Origin of the sequence: Streptomyces palmae, from assembly GCF_004684805.1 — a bacterium.
Lineage (GTDB): Bacteria > Actinomycetota > Actinomycetes > Streptomycetales > Streptomycetaceae > Streptomyces > Streptomyces palmae.
The window spans coordinates 1-20,329 of the sequence record NZ_SRID01000089.1; the positions used below are offsets into that span (position 1 = coordinate 1).

Below are 20,329 nucleotides of genomic sequence, written 5' to 3' on the forward strand. Positions count from 1 at the left end.
GAGTACGGGACGGGGCCGGGGCCGGGCTCCGCCGCCAGGGCCGTCCGGGCGGCCGCCGCCGTCCGCGGGGCACTCCTCCCGCCGGCCGTCGCCGCCCCCGTGCCGACCGCCCCCCGGCGGCCGGCCCCGGGTGTGCCTGGACCGTCTTCGTCCCCGAGCAAGGTGATGCCGCCGCCCACGTAGCTCTCCCCTCATCGCGCCTACGCCGCCGCCCATTTCTCGCATTACGCGACAACCATGGGCAAGCACGACGATTCACCGGAGAGGGGGGCGCAAACCGCTTTCCTGCCGGTCGGAGTGGCTACGGCGCACAACCGCGCCCAGAAGAAAACCACCCGATCCGGTGAGTCCGCGGGCCCCGGAACGGGCTACTGCTCGACCTTCGCGGCGAGCTTGTCGAGCAGCGCGTCATAGATCCGGCCCAGGCCCTTGGGCGCGAAGGTGCGCTCGAAGAAGCCGCCGACGCCGCTCGCCCCGGTCCAGGTGCTGGTCACGACCACCCGGCTGCGGCCCTCGCCGGCGGGGGTGACGGTCCAGGTGGTGACCATGGTGGAGTTGCGGTCCGTCTCCACCAGCTGACCGGCCATCGGCTCGGTGACGTCCAGCAGGCAGTCCCTCACCCGCTTGCTGGTGGCCTGGAGCCGCCAGTGCACCAGGGTGCCCGCGCCCACGCCGCCCTCGCGGACCTCGTACTCGCTGAACTGCTCGGGCAGCAGCCCGGCGCGGGTGCCGCGGTAGTCGGCGAGCGCCGCGTAGACGTCCTCCGGCCTCCCCTTGACGGTGCGCTCCGTGGTGGCTTCGACCTGCCCCATTGCTCTTCCTCCCGGCTGTCATGCGAGGGCGTCGTCCGCCCGCCCGGCAACCCAATCACCTACCGGTCGGCCACCCAAATCAGCGGTTGACGCGGCGCGTGTCGCCCGCGCGCTCCACTGCCGAACGGATGGCCAGGTGCCGGTGGGAAGTGCGCCCGGGGCCTGAACCCCCGCCCGCGCCCAGGGAGCCGTGCCCGGCCTGGGTGTGTCCCGGGGGAGATCGCGGCGGCCGGAGGGCACCACGCGCGAAGCGGCCGACGGGCCACGCCCACCGAGGCGGCCGCGAGGCCCCCACCCACCGGGGTGGCCGTAAGCCTCGACCCACCGGGGCGGCCTGAGGAACCGACATACCGAGGCGGCCTGAAGGCCCCACACCGGGGCGACCGAAGATCCCCGCCGTCGCGGCGGCCGAACGGCTCCTACCCGCCGGGGCTCGGGCGCGGCGCCTTGGGGTGGGACTCGGCTCGTGCCAGGGCCGCCGAGGCGGCGGCGGTGAGCTGGGGGTAGGAGCTGGCCTGGGTGAGGACCGGGATCGCGCGGGGGTCGCCGAGGGCGCCCAGCCCCTCCACGCAGGCGCGGGCGATGGGCCAGTGGTGGTCCCGGGCGTCCAGCAGCCGCTCCAGCGTGGCGATCAGCGCGGGGGCGGACTCCGGGGCGCGCAGCTCCACCAGCAGCCGGATGGGGTGCAGCGCGTAGTGGGTGCGCACCGGGTTGGTCGCGAGCGCGGCGGCGGCCCGGGCGGTGCGCGGGTCGCCGAGCCGGGCCAGGGCGCGGGCGGCGGTGACGCACCGGACGGGATCGCGGTAGTTGAGCATCAGCACCAGGGTCTCGAAGGCCCGCCGGTCGCCGGTGCTGCCCAGGACGTAGGCCGCGGTCTCCCGGGCCCACAGCGGCTGCTCGGGGGCGACCAGGACCCGGGCGAGCCGCTCGCGCGCCGCCGGGGTGCGGTCCCGGACCAGATGGAGCAGCGACGCGTATGCCTTGATCTCCTCCGGGGATGTGAGCGATGCCCGCACCCTGTCGACCAGTGCGCGGAAGTCGTCTTCCATGTCCCGATCCCTCCCCAGTGGCTGTGCGCTGTGGTGCGCGCCACAGCGCAAGAGTCGTAACGAGCTCTGGCGTTGCCGGTTACCCGCGAGTTAAGCTCCCGGCCACGAGCAGCACCCCTGCTCGGGCGGCCTGGTGACGCAGCCGCCATGAGTGAAGTCGGTTCGGCGCTCCAGTACGGCGCGGCCCCGGGACAGGGCCGGCCGCCAGCCTTCTTCGCGGGCTTCTACGACCAGTGGTGCCCGCCCAGAGGCGCATAACTCCCTTTCCCGCGAACGCCTGTGATGGTGTTCCGCCGGATCCGGAGCTCCCCCAGTCGTCACCTCTCCCCTGCCCGGGGAACACCCTCTGGAGTTCGCGATGGGCACTTCGTCCACCCCTGATCCCTCCACCGACCTCTCCGCCTCCCCCCGCACCCTCCACACCGTGGCCGTGGTCGGGCTCGGCACCATGGGCACCGGCATCGCGGAGGTACTGGCCCGCGCCGGCCGGCAGGTCGTCGGCATCGACATCAGCGAGGAGGCCGCCCGCCGGGCGGTCGCCGCGCTGGAGTCCGCCACCGCTCGCGCGGTCCGCCGGGAGCGCATCACCGAGCGGGAGCGCACCGCGGTGCTGACCCGGTTCCGTACCGCCACCGAGCTGTCCGCCGCGGCCGACGCCGATCTGGTGATCGAGGTGGTCCCGGAGGACTACGCGGTCAAGCACGAGGTCTTCACCGCGCTGGACGCGATCGTCCGCCCGGACACCGTCCTGGCCACCGGCACCAACGCCCTCTCGGTGACCCGGCTGGCCGCCGACTCCGCCCGGCCCGAGCGGGTGCTGGGGCTGCACTTCTTCAACCCGGCACCGGCCATGAAGCTGGTGGAGGTGGTCTCCTCGGTGCTCACCTCCCCGGCGGCGGTCACCGCGGTCACCGCGCTCGCCCGGGAGCTGGGCAAGGAGCCGGTGGCGGTGGGCGACCGACCCGGCTTCGTCGCCGACGGCCTGCTCTTCGGCTACCTCAACCAGGCCGCCGCGATGTACGAGTCCCGGTACGCCACCCGGGAGGACATCGACGCCGCGATGAAGCTGGGCTGCGGGCTGCCGATGGGCCCGCTGGCGCTGCTCGACCTGATCGGCATCGACACCGCCCGCACCGTGCTGGAGGCGATGTACGCCGAGTCCCGGGACCGCCTGCACGCGCCGGCGCCCATCCTGGGGCAGCTCAGCGAGGCGGGGCTGACCGGCCGCAAGGCGGGCCGCGGCTTCTACCGCTACGCCGGGCCCGGCAGCGCGGAGGTGGTGCCGGACGCCCAGACCCCGGCGTCCGCGGACCAGCGGGCCGCGGGGCGCGAGGTGCGCGGCGTCGGCGTGGCCGGCTCGGGCACCATGGCCTCCGGCATCGCCGAGGTGTTCGCCAAGGCCGGCTACACCGTGGTGCTGGCGGCGCGCGGGATCGACAAGGCCGAGGCGGCCAAGGCGCGGATCGCCGCGTCCCTGCGGCGCTCGGTGAGCAAGAGGCGGCTGACCGCCGAGGCGTGCGAGGAGGCGCTGGCCCGGATCACCCCGGCCGGGTCGCTGGAGTCCTTCGCGGAGGTGGATCTGGCGGTCGAGGCGGTGGCCGAGGACCTGGCGGTCAAGCAGCAGCTGTTCGCGGCGCTGGACGCGGTGTGCAAGCCGGGCGCGGTGCTGGCCACCACCACCTCCTCGCTGCCGGTGATCGCCTGCGCCCGGGCGACCTCCCGGCCGCAGGACGTGATCGGGATGCACTTCTTCAACCCGGCGCCGGCGATGAAGCTGGTCGAGGTGGTGCGCACGGTGCTGACCTCGGACGAGGCGCACGCCACGGTGCGCACGGTGTGCGGCACGCTGCGCAAGCACCCGGTGGACTGCGGTGACCGGGCCGGCTTCATCGTCAACGCGCTGCTGTTCCCGTACCTCAACAACGCGGTGAAGATGGTCCAGGACCACTACGCCTCGCTGGACGACATCGACGCCGCGATGAAGCTGGGCGGGGGCTATCCGATGGGCCCGTTCGAGCTGCTGGACGTGGTCGGGCTCGATGTGTCGCTGGCGATCGAGAGGGTGCTGCACCAGGAGTTCCGGGAGCCGGGCCTGGCGCCGGCGCCGCTGCTGGAGCATCTGGTGGCCGCGGGTTGCCTGGGCCGGAAGACCGGGCGCGGCTTCCGCGAGTATGCGAAGGCCTGACCCGGACCCGGGTTGGGGCGGGCTGCTGGAGCCTCCCGGCAGTCCGCCCCGGCACACGCACTCCCCGGCGTGTTACGTTCCCCACATGTCCCAGCCCGTGAAGTCCGCTCGTGCCGGTCGAACGACACCCACCGACGGCGGTGAGAGCGCCGGATCCCGCCGCGCGGCAGCGCAGCGGCTGACCATGCGCCGCAAACTGGCCGCCGCCGCCATGGAGTTGTTCGCCACCAAGGGCTACGAGGCGACGACGGTCGACGAGATCGCGGCAGCCGCCGGGGTGGCGCGGCGCACCTTCTTCCGGCACTTCCGCTCCAAGGAAGAGGCGATCTTCCCGGACCACGACGACACCCTGGTGCGGGCGGAGGCGGTGCTGGAGGCGGCGCCCGCGCACGAGAACCCGCTGGACACCGTCTGCCGGGGGATCAAGGAGGTCATGAAGATGTACGCGGCCTCCCCCGCCGCCTCGGTGGAGCGCTACCGGCTCACCCGTGAGGTGCCGGCGCTGCGGGAGGCCGAGATCGCCTCGGTGGCCCGCTACGAGCGGCTGTTCACCCGGTATCTGCTGGGCCACTTCGACGAGAACACCCACCAGGTCGGGGACGACGACCCGCTGCTGGCCGAGGTGGCGGCGTCCGCCGTGGTCACGGCGCACAACCATGTGCTGCGGCGCTGGCTGCGGGCGGGCGGCGAGGGCGATGTGGAGACGCAGTTGGACCACGCCTTCGCGATCGTGCGGGAGACCTTCGGCACCGGGATCGGGGCCGGGCGGACGGAGGCCGGGCGGCCCCCGGCGGCCACCGCCTCCACCGAGGGCGAGGTGCTGGTGGCGGTGGCACGCACCGACGCACCGCTGCACGAGGTGATGCGCACCATCGAGCGGGCGCTCAAGAGCGGCTGACCAGGCCCGCGGGCACATATCGAACAAACACAATCAAACATCCGGCGACGGCCGCTCCCACCATGGGGGCGGCCGTTTCGCTCATGCGTGCAGGACCGGCGACAACTGAGAGATGTTTCAAACTGTTGGCACCCAGTGTCTTGAACCATGGCACGCGGTGCCATACCTTGAGGGTGTCCGGGCGGCCGGCGCGTAGGAACCGTCGCGCGTCGGCTGTCCCCGCAACGCACCTTCGCGCGCCCGGACGCCTGCGTCACAGGCACCGCTCACCCGGACCCCGTCCGGGACGCAACACCGCGCCACCCGCGCACTGCCGAGCACCACCTCCGCCGAACCGACGGCACCGAAGTACCCCGCATCGTCCTACCCCAGCGTTCCCTCAAGCGTTCCCCCAACGCTTCGCCGGAGGCCCCACCGTGAACGAGATCCTGGACGCGATCCTCGCGACCGACAGCACGCCCGCGGACATCGCGGCGCTCCCCCTGCCCGAGTCGTACCGCGCGATCACCGTGCACAAGGACGAGGCCGAGATGTTCGCCGGCCTCGCCACGCGCGAGAAGGACCCCCGCAAGTCCCTGCACCTGGACGAGGTCCCGGTCCCCGAACTCGGCCCCGGCGAGGCCCTCGTCGCCGTCATGGCCAGCTCGGTCAACTACAACTCCGTGTGGACCTCGATCTTCGAGCCGCTGCCGACCTTCGCGTTCCTGGAGCGCTACGGCAAGCTCTCCCCACTCACCAAGCGGCACGACCTGCCGTACCACGTCATCGGCTCCGACCTGGCCGGCGTGGTGCTGCGCACCGGTCCCGGCGTCAACGCCTGGCGGCCGGGCGACGAGGTGGTGGCGCACTGCCTGTCGGTGGAGCTGGAGAGCGCCGACGGCCACGACGACACCATGCTCGACCCCGAGCAGCGCATTTGGGGCTTCGAGACCAACTTCGGCGGCCTGGCCGAGATCGCGCTGGTCAAGTCCAACCAGCTGATGCCCAAGCCCAAGCACCTGAGCTGGGAGGAGGCCGCCGCGCCCGGACTGGTGAACTCCACCGCCTACCGGCAGCTGGTCTCCCGCAACGGCGCCGGGATGAAGCAGGGCGACAACGTGCTGATCTGGGGCGCCAGCGGCGGACTCGGCTCCTACGCCACCCAGTTCGCGCTCGCCGGCGGCGCCACCCCGATCTGCGTGGTCTCCTCCCCCGCCAAGGCGGAGATCTGCCGCGCGATGGGCGCCGAGGCGATCATCGACCGCAACGCCGAGGGCTACCGGTTCTGGAAGGACGAGCACACCCAGGACCCCCGGGAGTGGAAGCGCTTCGGCGCCCGCATCCGCGAGCTGACCGGCGGCGAGGACGTGGACATCGTCTTCGAGCACCCGGGCCGGGAGACCTTCGGCGCCAGCGTCTACGTCACCCGCAAGGGCGGCACCATCGTCACCTGCGCCTCCACCTCGGGCTACAAGCACGAGTACGACAACCGCTACCTGTGGATGTCGCTCAAGCGCATCGTCGGCTCCCACTTCGCCAACTACCGCGAGGCCTGGGAGGCCAACCGGCTCATCGCCAAGGGCAAGATCCACCCGACCCTCTCCAAGACCTACACCCTCCAGGAGACCGGGCAGGCGGCCTACGACGTCCACCGCAACCTCCACCAGGGCAAGGTCGGCGTGCTCTGCCTGGCCCCCCAGGAGGGCCTGGGCGTGCGCGACCCGGAGCTGCGGGCCAAGCACATCGACGCGATCAATCTGTTCCGCGACGCGCCAGCGGAGCGGACCATCGAACCCAGCCGTGACGCGCCGGCGGAGCGGACCATCGAACCCAGCCGGAATGTCTGAGAGCGCGGCGATGACAGAGCGGACACGGAAGAAGGACCGTCCGTGGCTGATGCGGACGTACGCCGGTCACTCCACCGCCGAGGCCTCGAACGCGCTGTACCGGCGGAACCTCGCCAAGGGCCAGACCGGCCTGTCGGTGGCGTTCGACCTGCCGACCCAGACCGGCTACGACCCCGACCACGTCCTCGCCCGCGGCGAGGTCGGCCGGGTCGGGGTCCCGGTCTCCCATCTGGGTGACATGCGGCGGCTGTTCCAGGACATCCCGCTGGAGCAGATGAACACCTCGATGACCATCAACGCGACCGCCATGTGGCTGCTGGCGCTCTACCAGGTGGTCGCCGAGGAGCAGGGCGCCGACATCACCCGGCTGCAGGGCACCACGCAGAACGACATCGTCAAGGAGTACCTGTCGCGGGGGACGCACGTCTTCCCGCCGGGGCCCTCGCTGCGGTTGACCACCGACATGATCTCCTACACGGTGGCGCGGATCCCCAAGTGGAACCCGATCAACATCTGCAGCTACCACCTCCAGGAGGCCGGGGCCACCCCGGTGCAGGAGATCGCCTACGCGATGTCCACCGCGATCGCGGTGCTGGACGCGGTCCGCGACTCCGGGCAGGTCCCCGCGGAGAAGTTCGGCGACGTGGTCGCCCGGATCTCCTTCTTCGTGAACGCGGGCGTCCGGTTCATCGAGGAGATGTGCAAGATGCGCGCCTTCGGCCGCATCTGGGACACCATCACCCGGGAGCGGTACGGCATCGAGGACCCCAAGCAGCGGCGCTTCCGGTACGGCGTCCAGGTCAACTCCCTCGGGCTGACCGAGGCGCAGCCGGAGAACAACGTCCAGCGCATCGTGCTGGAGATGCTGGCCGTCACCCTCTCCAAGGACGCCCGCGCCCGCGCCGTCCAGCTGCCCGCCTGGAACGAGGCGCTGGGCCTGCCCCGGCCCTGGGACCAGCAGTGGTCGCTCCGCATCCAGCAGGTCCTCGCCCACGAGAGCGACCTGCTGGAGTACGAGGACGTCTTCGAGGGTTCGCATGTGATCGAGGCCAAGGTGTCGGCGCTGGTCGACGACTGCCTGGCGGAGATCGACCGGATCCAGGAGATGGGCGGGGTGATGGCCGCCGTGGAGTCCGGCTACCTCAAGTCCGAGCTGGTCTCCTCGCACGCCGAGAGGCGGGCCCGGATCGAGGCCGGCGAGGAGAAGATCGTCGGCGTCAACTGCTACCAGTCCACCGAGCCCAACCCGCTCACCGCGGACCTGGACACCGCCATCATGACGGTGGACCCGGCCAACGAGGCGCGGGTGGTCGCGGCGCTGGGCCGCTGGCGGGACGAGCGCGACGAGGTCCGCGCCCAGGAGGCGCTGTCCGCGCTCAAGAAGGCCGCGGCCGGTGACCGGAACCTGTTCGCGGCCACCCTGGAGTGCGCCCGCGCGGGCGTCACCACCGGCGAGTGGTCCTGGGCGCTGCGCGACGTGTTCGGCGAGTACCGGGCTCCCACCGGGGTGAGCAGCGCCCCGGTGGCGGTCTCCGCCGAGCCGGGCAGCCCGCTGGCCGCGGTGCGCGAGAAGGTGCGGCGCACCGCCGAGGAGCTGGGCTCGGGGCGGCTGCGGCTGCTGGTCGGCAAGCCCGGCCTGGACGGGCACAGCAACGGCGCCGAGCAGATCGCGGTACGCGCCAGGGACGCCGGCTTCGAGGTGGTCTACCAGGGCATCCGGCTCACCCCGGAGCAGATCGTGTCCGCCGCCGTGGCCGAGGACGTGCACTGCGTGGGCCTGTCCATCCTCTCCGGCTCGCACGCCGCGCTCGTCCCCGACGTGCTGCACCGGCTGCGCGCGGCCGGGGCCGGGGACCTGCCGGTGATCGCCGGCGGCATCATCCCGGCCGCCGACGCGGCGGCGCTGCGCGAGGCCGGCGTCGCCGCCGTCTTCACCCCGAAGGACTTCGGCATCACTGAGATCATCGGCCGTATCGTCGACGAGATCCGGAAAGCGAACAAGCTCGACCCCCTGGAGGTTCCCGCATGACTGTGAACCGGCTGCGGCCCCGCCGCTCCTGCCTGGCCGTCCCCGGCTCCAACCCGCGCTTCCTGGAGAAGGCCCAGGGGCTCCCCGCCGACCAGGTCTTCCTGGACCTGGAGGACGCCTGCGCGCCGCTGGCCAAGCCCGAGGCCCGGCACACCATCGTGAAGTACCTCAACGAGGGCGACTGGACCGGCAAGACCCGGGTCGTCCGGGTGAACGACTGGACGACCCACTGGACCTACCGCGACGTGGTCACGGTGGTCGAGGGCGCCGGCCAGAACCTCGACTGCATCATGCTGCCGAAGGTCCAGGACGCCCAGCAGGTGGTGGCGCTGGACCTGCTGCTGACCCAGATCGAGAAGACGATGGGCTTCGAGGTCGGCCGGATCGGCATCGAGGCGCAGATCGAGAACGCCCAGGGCCTGGTCAACGTGAACGCGATCGCCCAGGCCTCGCCGCGGGTGGAGACCATCATCTTCGGCCCGGCCGACTTCATGGCCTCGATCAACATGAAGTCCCTGGTCGTGGGCGAGCAGCCGCCCGGCTACCCGGCCGACGCCTACCACCACATCCTGATGAGCATCCTGATGGCCGCGCGGGCCAACAACCTCCAGGCGATCGACGGCCCGTACCTCCAGATCCGCAACCCGGAGGGCTACCGGGCGGTCGCCCAGCGGTCCGCCGCCCTGGGCTTCGACGGCAAGTGGGTGCTGCACCCGGACCAGGTCGCCGCGGCGAACGAGATCTTCTCGCCCTCGCAGGAGGACTTCGACCACGCCGAGCTGATCCTGGACGCGTACGACTACTACACCTCCGAGGCGGGCGGCAAGAAGGGCTCCGCGATGCTCGGCGACGAGATGATCGACGAGGCCTCCCGCAAGATGGCGCTGGTCATCTCCGGCAAGGGCCGGGCCGCCGGCATGCGGCGCACCAGCACGTTCGAGATCCCGGAGGCCTGATCCGATGCAGTTCGGCCGCACCTACGAAGAGTTCGACGTCGGCGCCGTCTACAAGCACTGGCCCGGGAAGACGGTCACCGAGTACGACGACCACCTCTTCTGCCTGCTCACCATGAACCACCACCCGCTCCACATGGACACCAACTACGCCGAGAAGACCACGGACTTCGGCAGGAACGTGGTGGTGGGCAACTACGTCTACTCGCTGCTGCTGGGCATGTCGGTGCCGGACGTGTCCGGGAAGGCGATCGCCAACCTGGAGATCGAGTCGCTCCGGCACGTGGCGCCGACCTTCCACGGCGACACCATCTACGGCGAGACCACGGTGCTCGACAAGACGCCCTCGAAGTCCAAGTCGGACCGCGGCATCGTCTACGTCGAGACCAAGGGCTACAAGCAGGACGGCACCCTGGTCTGCGTCTTCCGGCGGAAGGTCATGGTGCCCACCGCCACCTACATCACCGAGCGCGGCGGGGAGCAGCCCGGCCGGCCCACCCTCAGGGAACAGGAGAAGTGAGCATGGGCCGTCTTGCGCAGACCGAGGGTCTGACCGACATCCAGCGGGAGATCCTCTCCACCGTCCGCGACTTTGTCGACAAGGAGATCCTGCCGGTCGCCACCGAGCTGGAGCACCGGGACGAGTACCCGACCCAGATCGTGGAGGGCCTCAAGGAGCTGGGGGTCTTCGGACTGATGATCCCCGAGGAGTACGGCGGCCTGGGTGAGTCCCTCCTGACCTACGCGCTCTGCGTGGAGGAGATCGCCCGCGGCTGGATGAGCGTGTCGGGCATCATCAACACCCACTTCATCGTCGCGTACATGCTCAAGCAGCACGGCACCCAGGAGCAGAAGGAGCACTTCCTGCCCAGGATGGCCCTGGGCGAGGTCCGCGGCGCCTTCTCGATGTCGGAGCCCGCGCTGGGCTCGGACGTCTCGGCGATCAGCACCAAGGGCGTGCGGGACGGCGACGACTTCCTCCTCACCGGCCAGAAGATGTGGCTGACCAACGGCGGCACCTCCTCGCTGGTGGCCGTGCTGTGCCGGACCGACGAGGGGCTGTCCCCCGAGGAGGCCGCGGCCCGGCCGCACAAGTCGATGACCACCTTCCTGGTCGAGAAGGAGCCGGGCTTCGGCGAGGTCAGGCCGGGGCTCACCATCCCCGGCAAGATCGACAAGATGGGCTACAAGGGCGTCGACACCACCGAGCTGATCATGGACGGGCTGCGGATCCCGGCCGACCGGGTGCTCGGCGGGACCACCGGCCGCGGTTTTTACCAAATGATGGACGGCGTCGAGGTGGGCCGGGTCAATGTGGCCGCCCGCGGTTGCGGTGTCGCGCAGCGCGCCTTCGAGCTGGGCATTGCGTATGCACAGCAGCGAAGCACCTTCGGGAAGCCGATCGCCCAGCACCAGGCCATTCAGTTTAAATTGTCCGAAATGGCAACAAAGGTCGAGGCGGCGCATGCGATGATGGTCAATGCCGCCCGGAAGAAGGACTCCGGTCAGCGCAACGACCTCGAAGCGGGCATGGCCAAGTACCTGGCCTCGGAGTACTGCAAGGAGGTCGTGGAGGACGCCTTCCGCATCCACGGCGGCTACGGCTTCTCCAAGGAGTACGAGATCGAGCGCCTCTACCGGGAGGCCCCGATGCTTCTCATCGGCGAAGGCACCGCCGAGATTCAGAAAATGATCATCGGTCGCCGACTCCTCGAGGAGTACCGCATACAGGGTTGATTGTCCGATTCGGGATGGTATCGACGAGAACAAGATCACACCCCGCCGTGGGTCTTCGGCCACCGACTGGCCATGGCGCTTGCCCAGTTACCGCTCGCAACCGATACCATCCCGAGAAAGCCGCCGTCCCCGTTTTCGCTACGCGGCACCCTCCGCTACGAAGGTCATCCATGCCCCACAGCCATTCCTCTGCACCACGCGGCCGTGTCCGTCTCGCGCGCGGAGCATCGCCGTGGCTCCTTCCGACCGTCGCCACGGCGGCGGTCAGCCTCACGGCAGCTCGTGCCCGTCGTTCCGGGCGCTGGGCAGCAGTCGCCGTCCCCACGACCGCGCTCGCAGCGGGCATGCTGTGGTTCTTCCGCGACCCCGAGCGCGAGATCGCGCAGGGCCGCGTCATCTCCCCGGCCGACGGCGTGGTGCAGAGCATCATGCCGTGGAAGGACGGGCGCACTCGCGTCGCGATCTTCATGAGCCCGCTGAACGTCCACGTCAACCGGGCGCCGCTGGCCGGCACGGTGACCTCCGTCGAGCACATCCCCGGCGGGTTCGTTCCGGCGTTCAACAAGGAGAGCGAGAACAACGAGCGGGTCGTCTGGCACTTCGACACCGAACTCGGCGACATCGAGATGGTGCAGATCGCGGGTGCCGTCGCCCGGCGCATCGTGCCGTACCTCTCGGAGGGCACGAAGGTGGAGCAGGGTGATCGGATCGGTCTGATCCGTTTCGGTTCGCGAGTCGACATCTACCTTCCGGAAGGTGTGGACGTCGCCGTCGAGGTGGGCCAGGCCACAGTGGCGGGGGTGACTCGTCTTGACCGTTCTTGATCCCGACACCCAGGCCGCGACCTGGGTTCCGGAAGCAGAGGTGGAGGCGGCCGACGACGCGGACGACATGCCGCTGTCGACCCGGCTGTCGATAGCCGACACCCTCACGCTCGGTAACGCCACGTGCGGGTTCATGGCGGTGTACTTCACCACCACCGGCGTCCTCATCCCGCACCTGTCCGGGAACGAGGACGGCGGGATGGCCCGGCACAGCGCGGCCACCGCGGTCATGCTGATGCTGCTGGCATCGGTCTTCGACCTGTTCGACGGCCTGGTGGCGCGCAAGCTGCGCAGCTCCGCCATGGGAGCCGAGCTGGACAACCTCTCCGACCTGATCAGCTTCGGGCTGGCCCCGGCGTACTTCGTGCTGGTCTGGGGGATGGTCGCCGACGACGCGCACCAGCGGGTCTCGGCGGTGGCGGCGGTCGTGGTGCTACTGGCGGTGGTGCTACGCCTGGCCAGATTCTCCTGCGTGACCATGAAGGACGGCATGTTCCAGGGCATGCCGAGCCCGTTCGGCGCGCTGACCGTGGTGTCGGTGGTGCTGCTGGGGCTGCCGTTCGTCCCGACCCTGCTGGCGATCGTGGGCGTGGCGTGGCTGATGGTGAGCCGCGTGGAGTACCCCAAGCCGCGGGGCCGGCTGGCGGTGGCCATGCTCAGCTGGATCGTCACCAGCATGGGCCTGCTGGCGGCCTGGGCCTTCGAGGCCCCCGGCGGTGAGCTGCTGCTGCAGACGGCGTGCTCGCTCCAGCTGGTGATGGGCGCGGTGATCCCGCTGTTCGCGACCGCGCGCAGGGTGAACACCTTCCGTGACAACCGGCGTGAGGCCCGGGCGGCGCAGCTGCCCTGAGCACTCCGCGGATACGGGACCACGGCGCGGGCCCCGGGTGATCGACAGATCCCCGGGGCCCGCGCCGTTTCCCATGCCGCCGCGCCGTTTCCCATGCCGCCGCGCCGTTTCCCATGCCGCCGCGCCGTTTCCCATGCCGCCGCGCCGTTTCCGTACCGCCACGCCGTTCCCGCGTCGCCACGCCGTTCCCGTGCGCCGCGCGGTGGACGCGCCCCGCAGGGGGCGCTGGGGTCCCCCCGGACGAAGTCTGGGGGAGGAACTGCGCGACAAACCACGAAGGACCCGCAGACGAGACACCGGCAATCTCCACCCCGCACCGCCTTCCGGGCGACCCCGCAGCACCGCGCCGGACGGCGGGCCCCCGGGGGTCACAGTCCCTCGTCGAGGGCCAGGCGGTGGGCGGTGCGTTCCAGCAGGGGACCGGCCTGGGCCATGCAGCGGTCCGGATCGGGTTCCAGGTCGAGCAGGGCGTAGGCCCGCTCGATGCCCACCGCGGTCAGCGCGGCCCGGTCGACGGCCAGCCGTCCGCAGACCGCCAGCACCCGCCTGCCATGGGCCCGGGCGGCGGCGGCCACCCCCGCGGGGGCCTTGCCGCGCAGGGTCTGCTCGTCCAGCGAGCCCTCCCCGGTGATCACCAGGTCGGCGCGGTCCAGGGCGTCGGCGAAGCCCAGCACCTCCAGCAGCACCTCGATACCGGGGCGGAAGACCGCCCCCAACCCGGCCAGGGCGCCGTAGCCGAGGCCGCCGGCCGCCCCCGCCCCGGGGGCCTGAGCGCGTTCGGCGGCGCACCGGCCGAGCGCTTGGGCGAGCACCTGCGCATAGTGGGCCAGGGCCGCCTCCAGGGCCGCCACCTCGGCCGGGGTGGCGCCCTTCTGCGGCCCGTAGACGGCCGCGGCGCCCTGGGGGCCGGTGAGCGGGTTGTCCACGTCGCCGGCCAGGACGATCCGGGTGCCGGCCAGCCGCGGGTCCAGCCCGGACAGGTCGGCGGTGGCCAGCTCGCGCAGCGGTCCGCCGCCGGGGGCGACCGGGTCGCCGCCGGCGGTGAGCAGACGGGCGCCGAGGGCGCTGAGCATGCCCGCGCCACCGTCGGTGGTGGCGCTGCCGCCGACCCCGAGGACGAGGGTGCGGGCCCCGGCGTCCAGGGCGGCCCGCAGCAGCTCGCCGGTGCCCTGGGTGCCGGCGGTCAGGGGGGCCGTCACGCCGGGCGGAAGCCGCCGGAGGCCGGACGCCTCGGCCATCTCGACCACGGCGGTGCCCTCGCGCAGCGCGTACGCGGCGGTCACCGGGGTGCCCAGCGGGCCGGCCACCCGGACGGTGCGGCGCTGGAATCCGGCCGCCACGGCGGCGTCCACCGTGCCCTCGCCCCCGTCCGCCACCGGCAGGGCCTCGACGCTCACCGGGCCCGCGGCCCCGCGCCGCAGCCCGGCACCGATGTGCTCGGCGGCCTCCACGGCCGTCAGCGAGCCCCGGAACTTGTCCGGGGCGATGAGCACTCGGGTCCGCGTCACCTTGCCACTCCTCACCTTCCCCCCAGCCGCGCCGCCGCGACCCTATCCGCCCGGTCCGGCCCCGGCTAGCTACTGCGCCGCGGTGTCCCAGGAGTGGCCCAGCCAGCTGTCATGGCTGGTGAGCAGGGCGACCAGGGCGGCGGTCACCCGCGGGTCCCAGCCCTCGGTGAGCACCGAGAGCTCGAACCGGGAGATCCCGTTCGCCCAGTCCAGCTCCGTCCGCCCGCCGCAGCGCCAGCGGGTACGCCGCGGGGTGCGGGCGACGTCGCCGCTGCCGGCGAGCAGGCTGCCGACCGCGATGGCCGCCTGGATCGGGGAGATCAGCCACCACACGCCCCACCAGAAGGGACGGCCCTTGCGGCCCACCGCGGGCTGCCGCCCGAGCTGCTCGACCGTCCAGCGGGTGCGGATCCGGCCGCCCTTCATGGCCGGTTCGCGGGTGATCCGGGCCAGCGGGGAGGCCCCCTCGCCGAGCACCTCGAAGACCGCCGTGGAGCCCTTGGCGGAGGACAGCGTGCGGATGTGCGCGAACAGCCGCTGCCGGTACGGGTCCGCCCACAGCACCAGGTCCCGCACGCCCTGCTTGCGTGCGGCGAGGTAGCCGTCGGCCCCGGTGGGCGGGAGGTTGCGCTCCACGAAGGCGAGCGGGTACTCGGACCGCCCGGATGCCGGGGCGGTGCGCTCGGCGGCCCGTATCTCCCGGAACACCCGGCCGTCCTCGGGCCTGCGCCACGCGTTCTTGCCGGAGCCGGCCCCCGTACTCGGATCGTGCAACCAGACGATCGAACCCAACTCCAGCCTCCCTGGCCGATACTCGATGCTCGCGGCCGGACTCTACCGTCCGGTAGATCTCGGTCGCGGGCGCGGGACCCGCTGCGTAGGCTCGCGGCATGAGCAGCGACGCGGCGCAGCGCCCCCTGGTGGCCATCCTCAGCGGGGCCGGTATCTCCACGGACTCCGGGATCCCCGACTACCGGGGGCCGCAGGGGCTGTGGCGGAGCGATCCGGAGGCGGAGAAGCTGGTCACCTACCGGTACTACATGTCCGACCCGGAGATCCGGCGCCGCTCCTGGCGGATGCGGCGGGACAGCCAGGCGCTGCGTGCCCGGCCCAATGTGGCGCACACGGCGGTGGCCCGGCTGGCGGACTCCGGGGTGCCGGTGCGGGTGATCACCCAGAACGTGGACGGTCTGCACCAGCTGGCCGGAGTGCCCGAGCGCAAGGTGCTGGAGCTGCACGGCACGGTCCGCGCGGTGGTGTGCACCCGCTGCGGGGCCAGGACCTCGATGGCCCAGGCGCTGGAGCGGGTGGCGGCCGGCGAGGACGATCCGGACTGCCTGACCTGCGGGGGCATCCTGAAGTCGGCGACCGTGATGTTCGGCGAGGCGCTGGACCAAGAGGTGCTGGGCCGGGCGATGGCCATCAGCCAGGTGTGCGACGTGTTCATCGCGGTGGGCACCAGCCTCTCCGTGCAGCCCGCCGCGTCACTGGCGGGGATGGCGGCGGAGCACGGAGCGCGGCTGATCATCGTGAACGCCGAGCCCACCCCGTACGACCCGCTCGCGGCCGAGGTGATCCGCGAGCCGATCGGCACCGCGCTGCCCGCCCTCCTGGACGCGCTCGCGGCCGGCGGGGCGGCGGCGACCGGCGGCTGACCGCGTCGGGGGCACCCGGGCTGCCCAGGCCGAGGATGGCGGCCGGCGGTTGCGGGGCCCTGGGACGCCCAGGCCAGACCCCGCGCCGCCCGCACACCTGGAGGCGCTCGACGGCCGGCGGCCCGGCGGCGACGGTCTGCTGACCCGCCGTCGGGGGCACCCGGGCGCCCAGGCCGGGGGTGGCGGCCGGCGGTTGCGGGGTCACCCCTGACCACTCAGGCCGGACGCGGCCGCCGGTCGCCGTCCGGGGGTCAGAAGAGCATGTCGGGCTCGGCGCCGCCGCTTTCGAAGTCGAGCAGCCGGCGCTTGCGGTCCAGGCCGCCGCCGTAGCCGGTGAGTGAGCCGGAGCCGCCCACCACCCGATGGCAGGGCACGATGATGCCGATCGGGTTCTTGCCGTTGGCCAGCCCGACGGCGCGGGAGGCGGTCGGTCGGCCGATGCGCTCGGCGAGCGTGCCGTAGGAGATCGTCTCGCCGTACGGAATGCTCCGCAGCTCCGCCCAGACCCGCTGCTGGAAGGGCGTGCCAAACAGCTGGAGCGGCAGCGTGAACTCGGTCAGCTCACCGGCGAAGTAGGCGGCCAACTGGCGGGCGGCCTCGGCGAACGGCTCGGGGTCCGGGGGCCCGAAGGTCTCCTGGGCGGGCCGGTGGCGCTGTTCGGTCATGTAGAGGCCGCACAGGACGCCCTCCTCGGTGGCCACCAGGGTGAGCGGGCCGTAGGGGCTGTCGAGCACGGTGTGCACGCGGGTCATCTGTGTCCGTATCCGGGTCGCGGTCAGGGGGTGGGCAGCTGGTTGATCGGGTGGTCGCCGGTGGCCCAGAGGTACTGGACGGCGTAGGCGCGCCAGGGCCGCCAGGCGTCCGAGTGTCGCAGCAGCGCGGCGGGCGTGGCCGGCAGGCCCAGTTCCCGGGCCGCGTGGCGGATGCCGAGGTCGGTGGCGGTGAAGGCGTCCGGGTCGCCCAGCGCCCGCATGGCAATGATCTCGACCGTCCAGGGCCCGATGCCGGGCAGCGCGGCCAGCTCCCGGCGGGCCTGCTCCCAGTCGCTGCCGGCGCCCAGCGACAGCCGGCCGTCGGCCAGTTCGGCCACCAGGCCGATCAGGGTGCTGCGCCGGGCCCGGGGCATGGCCAGCGCCTCCGGGTCGAGCCCGGCCAGGGTGCCCGCGGTGGGGAACAGTCTGGTCAGGCCGCCCTCCGGGTCCTCGACCGGTTCCCCGTGCGCGGTGACCAGCCGGCCGGCCAGGGTGCGGGCGGCGGCGGTGGAGACCTGCTGCCCCAGCACGGCGCGGAGCGCGAACTCCTCGGCGTCCGCGGTGCGCGGCACCCGGCGCCCGGGGGCCTTGCGCACCAGCGGCGCCAGCGCCGGGTCGGCGCCGAGCGCGGCGTCCACCGCCTCCGGGTCGGCGTCCAGGTCCAGCATCCGGCGGCAGCGCGCGATCGCCCCGGCCAGGTCCCGCAGATCGGTGAGGGAGAGCCGGCACTCGATGTGGTCGGGGCGCGGGCGCAGCGCCGCCACCCCGTGCCCGTACGGCAGCCGCAGGGTGCGCCGGTAGGCGCCGTCCCGCCACTCCTCCACCCCGGGGACGGCGGTGGCGGCCAGGTGCCCGAAGAGGTTGTCGGGGCAGAGCGGGGCGCGGAACGGCAGCCGCAGGGTGAGGGCGCCGGGGGTGGCGGCCTGGCTGCCGCGCCGGACCCGGCGGCGCAGTTCGGTGGGCGGCAGCGCGAACACCTCGCGCACCGTCTCGTTGAAGGTGCGCACACTGGCGAACCCGGCGGCGAAGGCGATCTCCGCCATGGGCAGCGGGCTGGTCTCTATCAGCAGCCGGGCGGTCTGGGCGCGCTGGGCCCGGGCCAGCGCGAGGGGTCCGGCGCCCAGTTCGGCGCGGAGCTGGCGCTCGATCTGCCGGGTGCTGTAGCCGAGCCGGGCGGCGAGGCCGGGCACCCCCTCGCGGTCCACCACCCCGTCGGCGATCAGGCGCATGGCGCGGGCGACCGCGTCGGCGCGCTCGTTCCAGCGGGGGGAGCCGGGGGCGGCGTCCGGCCGGCAGCGCTTGCAGGCCCGGAAGCCGGCCTGCTGGGCGGCGGCGGCGCTGGGGTAGAAGGTCATGTTCTCGACCTTGGGGGGCGCCGCGGGGCAGCTGGGACGGCAGTAGATCCGCGTGGTGAGGACGGCGGTGAAGAACCAGCCGTCGAAGCGGGCGTCCTTGGACTGCACGGCGCGTACGCACCGCTCGTGGTCGGTGTGCATGTCTCCAGCATCGGGCATCGGACACGGCGCGGCTGGCGAAAATCCGACATGGCCCTGGCGCGACCGGCGGCGGCGCGGTCCGGGCGTGCTGGCCCACCCTGAGGGGCCCGGCACCCCTATCGTGGAGAACATGCCTTCCGCCTCCGGTGCCACCGCAGCCACCATCCGTATCGTCTCCCGCTCCTCCCCCATGGCCCTGGCCCAGGTGGAGCGGGTGCGCGCCGAACTCACCGCGCTGCACCCGGGGATCCGTACCGAGGTGGTCCCGGTGACGACCTCCGGCGACCGGTGGCTGGGCGATCTGTCGGCCCTCGGCGGCAAGGGGGCGTTCACCAAGGAGGTGGACGCCGCGCTGCTGGCCGGCGAGGCCGATCTGGCGGTGCACTGCGTCAAGGACATCCCGGCCGACCGGCCGCTGCCGGCGGGCACGGTGTTCGCCGCCTACCTCAAGCGGGACGACCTGCGGGACGCGCTGGTGCACCCCGGGGGGCTGACCCTGGACGAGCTGCCCCAGGGGAGCCGGATCGGCACCTCCTCGGTGCGCCGCGTGGCCCAACTGGCCATCTCCCACCCGCATCTGGAGTGCGTGCCGATGCGCGGCAACGCCAACCGGCGGCTGGAGAAGCTGGACGCGGGCGAGTGCGACGCACTGCTGCTGGCGCTCTCCGGGCTGCAGCGGATCGGCCGTACCGACCGGATCAGCGAGGTGCTGTCGGTGGAGGTCATGTGCCCGCCGATCGGGGCCGGGGTGCTCGCCCTGCAGTGCCGGGAGGAGGACACCGCGACCATCGAGGCGGTGTCCGGGCTCGGTGACGCGGACACCTGGCGGGAGATCACCGCGGAGCGGATGCTGCTCCATGTGCTCCAGGGGCACTGCAACTCGCCGATCGCGGGCTACGCCCGGGCCGAGCGGGACGGCCGGCTCTCGCTGCGGGCGCGGGTGTTCTCCCCGGACGGCAAGACGGTGCTGGACGCGCACGAGTGGGCCGGCCCGCTGGACCCGGCCACGCTGGGGACCTCGGTCGCGGTGGCGCTGCTGCGGCAGGGTGCGCGGGAGGTGATTGATCGGATCCCGCGTTAGGGGGGTGCCGGGTGGGGTGTGCGGGGTGTTCGGGTGCGGGTTCGTTTGGGGTTGCTCGCGTGGTTCCCCACGTGCGGGTCGTTTGGGGTTGCTCGCGCAGTTCCTCGCGCCCCTATGGGGCACGGGTGAGCTGGGGCGATCGCCGAGGTGCGGGGCTGTTGGGGTTGCTTGCGCGGTTCCTCGCGCCCCTATGGGGCACGGGTGAGCTGGGGCGACCGCCAAAGTGCGGGTCGTTTGGGGTTGATCGCGCAGTTCCTCGCGCCCCTATGGGGCACGGGTGAGCTGGGGCGATCGCCAAGGTGCGGGGCTGTTGGGGTTGCTCGCGCAGTTCCTCGCGCCCCTGTGGGGCACGGGTGAGCTGGGGCGATCGCCAAAGTGCGGGTCGTTTGGGGTTGCTCGCGCAGTTCCTCGCGCCCCTGTGGGGCACGGGTGAGCTGGGGCGATCGCCAAAGTGCGGGGCTGTTGGGGTTGCTCGCACGGTTCCCCGCGCCCCTATGGGGCACGGGTGAGCTGGGGCGATCGCCAAGGTGCGGGGCTGTTGTGGATGCTCGCGTGGTTTGGGGCACGCTCTGGTCAGATGTCTTGGTGGAGGTGGCGCCAGACGGCGCGGGCGGCGTGGTGGCCGGACATGCCGTGTACGCCGGGGCCGGGGGGGTGGCCGAGGAGCACAGGAA

The 20,329-nt window shown here is 72.5% G+C and carries 17 protein-coding genes; 11 read left to right on the forward strand and 6 right to left on the reverse strand.

The features are described from left to right. Positions 1-368: 368 nt before the first annotated feature. Together E4099_RS12345 and E4099_RS12350 are read right to left on the reverse strand one after the other, a co-directional pair. Positions 369-812 carry an SRPBCC family protein gene (locus E4099_RS12345; protein ID WP_135339057.1) on the reverse strand — a complete coding sequence of 148 codons (444 nt, stop codon included), beginning with the start codon at positions 810-812 and terminating at the stop codon, positions 369-371. Positions 813-1,231: 419 nt separating this feature from the next. After that, a complete protein-coding gene (locus E4099_RS12350; RefSeq protein ID WP_135339058.1) occupies positions 1,232-1,861 on the reverse strand; it encodes a HEAT repeat domain-containing protein in 630 nt (209 codons plus the stop codon). Between the two features lie 358 nt (positions 1,862-2,219). On the opposite strand from E4099_RS12350, the gene E4099_RS12355 reads away from it, so the two are divergent. From E4099_RS12355 to pssA, 9 genes are all read left to right on the forward strand, one after another. Continuing rightward, positions 2,220-4,046, forward strand: a complete 1,827-nt coding sequence (locus E4099_RS12355; RefSeq protein WP_135339059.1) for a 3-hydroxyacyl-CoA dehydrogenase family protein — start codon at positions 2,220-2,222, stop codon at positions 4,044-4,046. A gap of 85 nt (positions 4,047-4,131) precedes the next feature. Next, positions 4,132-4,944 carry a TetR family transcriptional regulator gene (locus E4099_RS12360; protein WP_135339060.1) on the forward strand — a complete coding sequence of 271 codons (813 nt, stop codon included), beginning with the start codon at positions 4,132-4,134 and terminating at the stop codon, positions 4,942-4,944. A 416-nt stretch (positions 4,945-5,360) separates the two neighbouring features. Further along, a complete protein-coding gene (gene ccrA, locus E4099_RS12365; RefSeq protein WP_135339061.1) occupies positions 5,361-6,770 on the forward strand; it encodes a crotonyl-CoA carboxylase/reductase in 1,410 nt (469 codons plus the stop codon). A gap of 10 nt (positions 6,771-6,780) precedes the next feature. After that, entirely contained in the window at positions 6,781-8,799 is a 2,019-nt protein-coding gene (locus E4099_RS12370; protein WP_135339062.1) for a protein meaA, read from the forward strand. Next, positions 8,796-9,755 carry an HpcH/HpaI aldolase/citrate lyase family protein gene (locus E4099_RS12375; RefSeq protein WP_135339063.1) on the forward strand — a complete coding sequence of 320 codons (960 nt, stop codon included), beginning with the start codon at positions 8,796-8,798 and terminating at the stop codon, positions 9,753-9,755. The genes E4099_RS12370 and E4099_RS12375 overlap by 4 nt, the downstream gene beginning before the upstream one ends. Positions 9,756-9,759: 4 nt before the next feature. Continuing rightward, positions 9,760-10,272, forward strand: coding sequence for a MaoC family dehydratase (locus tag E4099_RS12380; protein WP_135339064.1), 513 nt, complete (start codon positions 9,760-9,762; stop codon positions 10,270-10,272). Positions 10,273-10,274: 2 nt separating this feature from the next. Further along, positions 10,275-11,489 (forward strand): acyl-CoA dehydrogenase family protein, encoded by a 1,215-nt coding sequence (locus E4099_RS12385; protein ID WP_135339065.1) that lies wholly within the window; start codon positions 10,275-10,277, stop codon positions 11,487-11,489. A 170-nt stretch (positions 11,490-11,659) separates the two neighbouring features. Continuing rightward, on the forward strand, positions 11,660-12,313 hold the full coding sequence (locus E4099_RS12390; RefSeq protein ID WP_135339066.1) for a phosphatidylserine decarboxylase: 654 nt from the start codon (positions 11,660-11,662) through the stop codon (positions 12,311-12,313). Next, positions 12,300-13,163, forward strand: coding sequence for a CDP-diacylglycerol--serine O-phosphatidyltransferase (gene pssA / locus E4099_RS12395; protein ID WP_135339067.1), 864 nt, complete (start codon positions 12,300-12,302; stop codon positions 13,161-13,163). Before E4099_RS12390 ends, pssA begins: the two co-directional genes overlap by 14 nt. Positions 13,164-13,531: 368 nt before the next feature. Here the strand turns inward: pssA and E4099_RS12400 are convergent, their stop codons facing one another. Continuing rightward, complete coding sequence (locus tag E4099_RS12400) at positions 13,532-14,671, reverse strand: glycerate kinase (RefSeq protein ID WP_245244789.1); 1,140 nt, start codon at positions 14,669-14,671, stop codon at positions 13,532-13,534. Positions 14,672-14,740: 69 nt separating this feature from the next. Beyond that, positions 14,741-15,463 carry a hypothetical protein gene (locus E4099_RS12405; RefSeq protein ID WP_245244790.1) on the reverse strand — a complete coding sequence of 241 codons (723 nt, stop codon included), beginning with the start codon at positions 15,461-15,463 and terminating at the stop codon, positions 14,741-14,743. A gap of 98 nt (positions 15,464-15,561) precedes the next feature. Here E4099_RS12405 and E4099_RS12410 point away from each other — a divergent pair, with 98 nt between their 5' ends. Continuing rightward, complete coding sequence (locus E4099_RS12410) at positions 15,562-16,326, forward strand: SIR2 family NAD-dependent protein deacylase (RefSeq protein ID WP_135339068.1); 765 nt, start codon at positions 15,562-15,564, stop codon at positions 16,324-16,326. Between the two features lie 251 nt (positions 16,327-16,577). Here E4099_RS12410 and E4099_RS12415 read toward each other — a convergent pair whose 3' ends face one another. After that, positions 16,578-17,078 carry a methylated-DNA--[protein]-cysteine S-methyltransferase gene (locus E4099_RS12415; protein ID WP_135339069.1) on the reverse strand — a complete coding sequence of 167 codons (501 nt, stop codon included), beginning with the start codon at positions 17,076-17,078 and terminating at the stop codon, positions 16,578-16,580. A gap of 23 nt (positions 17,079-17,101) precedes the next feature. Further along, positions 17,102-18,574 (reverse strand): DNA-3-methyladenine glycosylase 2, encoded by a 1,473-nt coding sequence (locus E4099_RS12420; RefSeq protein WP_135339070.1) that lies wholly within the window; start codon positions 18,572-18,574, stop codon positions 17,102-17,104. A 130-nt stretch (positions 18,575-18,704) separates the two neighbouring features. On the opposite strand from E4099_RS12420, the gene hemC reads away from it, so the two are divergent. Beyond that, entirely contained in the window at positions 18,705-19,655 is a 951-nt protein-coding gene (hemC, locus tag E4099_RS12425) for a hydroxymethylbilane synthase (RefSeq protein ID WP_135339071.1), read from the forward strand. Positions 19,656-20,329: the final 674 nt, after the last annotated feature.

Excerpts from the sequence above, each read along its gene's own strand:
- E4099_RS12345 (WP_135339057.1), bottom strand. The coding sequence starts at position 812 with ATGGGGCAGGTCGAAGCCACCACGGAGCGCACCGTCAAGGGGAGGCCG.
- E4099_RS12350 (WP_135339058.1), bottom strand. The coding sequence starts at position 1,861 with ATGGAAGACGACTTCCGCGCACTGGTCGACAGGGTGCGGGCATCGCTC.
- E4099_RS12355 (WP_135339059.1), top strand. The coding sequence starts at position 2,220 with ATGGGCACTTCGTCCACCCCTGATCCCTCCACCGACCTCTCCGCCTCC.
- E4099_RS12360 (WP_135339060.1), top strand. The coding sequence starts at position 4,132 with ATGTCCCAGCCCGTGAAGTCCGCTCGTGCCGGTCGAACGACACCCACC.
- E4099_RS12370 (WP_135339062.1), top strand. The coding sequence starts at position 6,781 with ATGACAGAGCGGACACGGAAGAAGGACCGTCCGTGGCTGATGCGGACG.
- E4099_RS12375 (WP_135339063.1), top strand. The coding sequence starts at position 8,796 with ATGACTGTGAACCGGCTGCGGCCCCGCCGCTCCTGCCTGGCCGTCCCC.
- E4099_RS12380 (WP_135339064.1), top strand. The coding sequence starts at position 9,760 with ATGCAGTTCGGCCGCACCTACGAAGAGTTCGACGTCGGCGCCGTCTAC.
- E4099_RS12385 (WP_135339065.1), top strand. The coding sequence starts at position 10,275 with ATGGGCCGTCTTGCGCAGACCGAGGGTCTGACCGACATCCAGCGGGAG.
- E4099_RS12390 (WP_135339066.1), top strand. The coding sequence starts at position 11,660 with ATGCCCCACAGCCATTCCTCTGCACCACGCGGCCGTGTCCGTCTCGCG.
- E4099_RS12410 (WP_135339068.1), top strand. The coding sequence starts at position 15,562 with ATGAGCAGCGACGCGGCGCAGCGCCCCCTGGTGGCCATCCTCAGCGGG.
- E4099_RS12415 (WP_135339069.1), bottom strand. The coding sequence starts at position 17,078 with ATGACCCGCGTGCACACCGTGCTCGACAGCCCCTACGGCCCGCTCACC.
- E4099_RS12420 (WP_135339070.1), bottom strand. The coding sequence starts at position 18,574 with ATGCACACCGACCACGAGCGGTGCGTACGCGCCGTGCAGTCCAAGGAC.
- hemC (WP_135339071.1), top strand. The coding sequence starts at position 18,705 with ATGCCTTCCGCCTCCGGTGCCACCGCAGCCACCATCCGTATCGTCTCC.